Origin of the sequence: Roseateles aquatilis (assembly GCF_002205645.1) — a bacterium.
Taxonomy (GTDB): Bacteria; Pseudomonadota; Gammaproteobacteria; order Burkholderiales; family Burkholderiaceae_C; genus Roseateles; species Roseateles aquatilis.
This window is the reverse complement of sequence record NZ_NIOF01000032.1, coordinates 1-5,406: the sequence shown is the minus strand read 5'-3', so window position 1 is coordinate 5,406 and position 5,406 is coordinate 1. Positions and strand designations below refer to the sequence as shown.

2 tRNA genes and 3 rRNA genes are annotated in these 5,406 nt (G+C 53.1%); all 5 read right to left on the bottom strand.

Going from position 1 to position 5,406, the window contains the following annotated elements:
- Positions 1–8: 8 nt before the first annotated feature.
- Positions 9–121 (bottom strand): 5S ribosomal RNA (rrf, locus tag CDN99_RS27855).
- Between the two features lie 168 nt (positions 122–289).
- A 23S ribosomal RNA gene (locus CDN99_RS27850) occupies positions 290–3,170 on the bottom strand.
- Between the two features lie 321 nt (positions 3,171–3,491).
- Positions 3,492–3,567 (bottom strand) — tRNA-Ala (locus CDN99_RS27845).
- A 10-nt stretch (positions 3,568–3,577) separates the two neighbouring features.
- A tRNA-Ile gene (locus CDN99_RS27840) sits at positions 3,578–3,654 on the bottom strand.
- Positions 3,655–3,839: 185 nt separating this feature from the next.
- Positions 3,840–5,368 (bottom strand): 16S ribosomal RNA (locus CDN99_RS27835).
- Together the 16S, 23S and 5S rRNA genes with 2 tRNA genes alongside form the textbook arrangement of a ribosomal RNA operon.
- Positions 5,369–5,406 lie beyond the last annotated feature (38 nt).

The following is a 5,406-nucleotide window of genomic DNA, read 5'->3' as shown; positions in this document are numbered from 1 at the left end:
GGAAATTAGCCTGACGATGACCTACTTTCACACGGGAGTCCGCACTATCATCGGCGCTGAGTCGTTTCACGGTCCTGTTCGGGATGGGAAGGGGTGGGACCGACTCGCTATGGTCATCAGGCTTGACTGGGTGGCGTGCTGACGGGGGGTCAGCAAGCCCAATTCGTAGAGTCAGAATCAGCTGGATTTGATTGCGTCTTCAGGCTTGAAGAACGGTTGTTGATCGCTGTCCGCTGGGGACAAGGATCTGCGTGACCACTGTGATCTTTGACGTGAGTGTCAAAGTTATAGGGTCAAGCCGCACGGGCAATTAGTACTGGTTAGCTTAACGCATTACTGCGCTTCCACACCCAGCCTATCAACGTCCTGGTCTTGAACGACCCTTCAGGGGGCTCTAGGCCCCGGCAAGACTCATCTTGAGACGAGTTTCCCGCTTAGATGCTTTCAGCGGTTATCTCTTCCGCACTTAGCTACTCGGCGATGCCACTGGCGTGACAACCGATACACCAGAGGTGCGTCCACTCCGGTCCTCTCGTACTAGGAGCAGGCTCTCTCAATCTTGCAGCGCCCACGGAAGATAGGGACCAAACTGTCTCACGACGTTTTAAACCCAGCTCACGTACCTCTTTAAATGGCGAACAGCCATACCCTTGGGACCGGCTACAGCCCCAGGATGAGATGAGCCGACATCGAGGTGCCAAACACCGCCGTCGATATGAACTCTTGGGCGGTATCAGCCTGTTATCCCCAGAGTACCTTTTATCCGTTGAGCGATGGCCCTTCCATACAGAACCACCGGATCACTTTGTCCTACTTTCGTACCTGCTCGACTTGTCAGTCTCGCAGTCAAGCACGCTTATGCCAATGCACTATCAACACGATTTCCGACCGTATTTAGCGTACCTTCGAACTCCTCCGTTACACTTTGGGAGGAGACCGCCCCAGTCAAACTGCCCACCATACACTGTCCCCAACCCGGATAACGGGCCAAGGTTAGAACCTCAAACACACCAGGGTGGTATTTCAACGTTGGCTCCACCTGATCTAGCGACCAGGTTTCAAAGCCTCCCACCTATCCTACACAGATCTGTTCAAAGTCCAATGTAAAGCTACAGTAAAGGTTCATGGGGTCTTTCCGTCTTTCCGCGGGGAGATTGCATCATCACAAACATTTCAACTTCGCTGAGTCTCTGGAGGAGACAGTGTGGCCATCATTACTCCATTCGTGCAGGTCGGAACTTACCCGACAAGGAATTTCGCTACCTTAGGACCGTTATAGTTACGGCCGCCGTTTACTGGGACTTCAGTCAAGAGCTTGCACCCCATCATTTAATCTTCCAGCACCGGGCAGGAGTCACACCCTATACGTCGACTTTCGTCTTTGCAGAGTGCTGTGTTTTTAATAAACAGTTGCAGCCACCGATTCTCTGCGGCCTCATTGGGCTAACCAAGTAAATGGATCACCTACTAAAGGCACACCTTCTTCCGAAGTTACGGTGTCAATTTGCCGAGTTCCTTCTCCAGAGTTCTCTCAAGCGCCTTAGAATACTCATCTCGCGCACCAGTGTCGGTTTGCGGTACGGTCGCTCTGTAGCTGAAGCTTAGTGGCTTTTCTTGGAAGCAGGGTATCACTCACTTCGTCTGCAAGCAGACTCGTTATCACACCTCAGCTAAGCCCTCCGGATTTGCCTAGAGGGCACGCCTACATGCTTGAACCGGGACATCCAACACCCGGCTGAGCTAACCTTCTCCGTCCCCACATCGCACTACAGATCGGTACAGGAATATTGACCTGTTTCCCATCAGCTACGCATCTCTGCCTCGCCTTAGGGGCCGACTCACCCTACGCCGATTAACGTTGCGTAGGAAACCTTGCGCTTTCGGCGAGGGGGCTTTTCACCCCCTTTAACGCTACTCATGTCAGCATTCGCACTTCTGATACCTCCAGCAGGCCTCACGACCCACCTTCACAGGCGTACAGAACGCTCTCCTACCACGCACAGTAAACTGTGCATCCGCAGCTTCGGTAACTGGCTTAGCCCCGTTACATCTTCCGCGCAGGACGACTCGATCAGTGAGCTATTACGCTTTCTTTAAATGATGGCTGCTTCTAAGCCAACATCCTGACTGTTTTAGCCTTCCCACTTCGTTTCCCACTTAGCCAATTTTAGGGACCTTAGCTGGCGGTCTGGGTTGTTTCCCTCTTGAGTCCGGACGTTAGCACCCGGTGCTCTGTCTCCCAAGCTGTACTCTTCGGTATTCGGAGTTTGCATAGGTTTGGTAAGTCGCCATGACCCCCTAGCCTAAACAGTGCTCTACCCCCGAAGGTAATACTTGAGGCACTACCTAAATAGTTTTCGGAGAGAACCAGCTATCTCCAGGTTTGTTTAGCCTTTCACCCCTATCCACAGCTCATCCGCTAGTTTTGCAACACTAGTCGGTTCGGACCTCCAGCACCTGTTACGGTACCTTCATCCTGGCCATGGATAGATCACCTGGTTTCGGGTCTACACCCAGCGACTAATTCGCCCTATTCGGACTCGATTTCTCTACGGCTACCCTATTCGGTTAACCTCGCCACTGAATGTAAGTCGCTGACCCATTATACAAAAGGTACGCAGTCACCCCTGAGGGCTCCTACTTTTTGTATGCATGCGGTTTCAGGATCTATTTCACTCCCCTCCCGGGGTTCTTTTCGCCTTTCCCTCACGGTACTTGTTCACTATCGGTCGATTACGAGTATTTAGCCTTGGAGGATGGTCCCCCCATATTCAGACAGGATTTCACGTGTCCCGCCCTACTCTATTCGTGCCTAGTTCCACAATCAACATTTCTCATACGGGGCTATCACCCGCTATGGCCGGACTTTCCATTCCGTTCTGATATGCCAACTGCTAAAACACGAGGGCTACTCCGATTTCGCTCGCCGCTACTTTCGGAATCTCGGTTGATGTCTTTTCCTCGAGCTACTGAGATGTTTCAGTTCACCCGGTTCGCCTCGCATGCCTATGTATTCAGCATGCGATACCTCTCGCGAGGTGGGTTTCCCCATTCGGAAATCTCCGGATCAAAGCTTATTTGCCAGCTCCCCGAAGCTTATCGCAGGCTATCACGTCCTTCGTCGCCTGTAATCGCCAAGGCATCCACCACATGCACTTATTCACTTGACCCTATAACTTTGACATCCGCAGATGCCGTCAAGGAACGATGCTCGACAACTCGAGCATTTATTTGAGTATCACGCGTTTCGCCGTTCTTCAATTTCTTCTCTAAATCTTGATTCAGAGTTGAAGTCTGTTGACGCAATCAAAATGTCGCTGGCGGCACGGTGCCGAGCGCCCCTTTACGAGCGCCAGCTTTCCGCCAGCAACGCTGATTCGACTCTACAAATTGTTAAAGAACAACAGCCGACTTCTTTCAAAGTCCAGACTGGCAAACCACAGCATCCGTTTCCTGATGCTGTGGTTTTCCACCCTTTGAGTAAGAAACCTTGGTGGAGGATGACGGGATCGAACCGACGACCCCCTGCTTGCAAAGCAGGTGCTCTCCCAGCTGAGCTAATCCCCCTTGGATCTCGTGGTGGGTCTGGCTGGATTCGAACCAGCGACCCCCGCCTTATCAAGACGGTGCTCTAACCGACTGAGCTACAGACCCACGCATCTCTTGGACGCTTGAGCCCGTCTCCAACGCCGACCTGCAAGGCCAGCTCGCCAGGCTCACGCGTTATTTCTCACTCACTGTTGTGACTACAGCCGATAAGTGTGGGCGCTTGAACAGAGCTATGTGGACTCGACTCAATCAACCAGCCTAAGCCAGTCAACGGTCTCGTCATTCTCTAGAAAGGAGGTGATCCAGCCGCACCTTCCGATACGGCTACCTTGTTACGACTTCACCCCAGTCACGAACCCTGCCGTGGTAATCGCCCTCCTTGCGGTTAGGCTAACTACTTCTGGCAGAACCCGCTCCCATGGTGTGACGGGCGGTGTGTACAAGACCCGGGAACGTATTCACCGCGGCAAGCTGATCCGCGATTACTAGCGATTCCGACTTCACGCAGTCGAGTTGCAGACTGCGATCCGGACTACGACCGGGTTTCTGGGATTAGCTCCCCCTCGCGGGTTGGCAGCCCTCTGTCCCGGCCATTGTATGACGTGTGTAGCCCTACCCATAAGGGCCATGATGACCTGACGTCATCCCCACCTTCCTCCGGTTTGTCACCGGCAGTCTCATTAGAGTGCCCTTTCGTAGCAACTAATGACAAGGGTTGCGCTCGTTGCGGGACTTAACCCAACATCTCACGACACGAGCTGACGACGGCCATGCAGCACCTGTGTTCAGGTTCTCTTTCGAGCACTTCCGCATCTCTGCAGAATTCCTGACATGTCAAGGGTAGGTAAGGTTTTTCGCGTTGCATCGAATTAAACCACATCATCCACCGCTTGTGCGGGTCCCCGTCAATTCCTTTGAGTTTCAACCTTGCGGCCGTACTCCCCAGGCGGTCAACTTCACGCGTTAGCTACGTTACTGAGAAGAAACCCTCCCAACAACCAGTTGACATCGTTTAGGGCGTGGACTACCAGGGTATCTAATCCTGTTTGCTCCCCACGCTTTCGTGCATGAGCGTCAGTACAGGTCCAGGGGATTGCCTTCGCCATCGGTGTTCCTCCGCATATCTACGCATTTCACTGCTACACGCGGAATTCCATCCCCCTCTACCGTACTCTAGCCATGCAGTCACAAATGCAGTTCCCAGGTTGAGCCCGGGGATTTCACATCTGTCTTGCATAACCGCCTGCGCACGCTTTACGCCCAGTAATTCCGATTAACGCTTGCACCCTACGTATTACCGCGGCTGCTGGCACGTAGTTAGCCGGTGCTTATTCTTCAGGTACCGTCATCCCTCCGAGTTATTAGCCCAAAGGATTTCTTCCCTGACAAAAGCGGTTTACAACCCGAAGGCCTTCTTCCCGCACGCGGCATGGCTGGATCAGGGTTGCCCCCATTGTCCAAAATTCCCCACTGCTGCCTCCCGTAGGAGTCTGGGCCGTGTCTCAGTCCCAGTGTGGCTGGTCGTCCTCTCAGACCAGCTACAGATCGTCGGCTTGGTAGGCCTTTACCCCACCAACTACCTAATCTGATATCGGCCGCTCCAATCGCGCGAGGTCCGAAGATCCCCCGCTTTCACCCTCAGGTCGTATGCGGTATTAGCTGCTCTTTCGAGCAGTTATCCCCCACGACTGGGCACGTTCCGATATATTACTCACCCGTTCGCCACTCGTCGCCAGGTTGCCCCGCGTTACCGTTCGACTTGCATGTGTAAGGCATGCCGCCAGCGTTCAATCTGAGCCAGGATCAAACTCTACAGTTCGATCTTGATTTACTCAACGGAATCGAACAAAGACTACT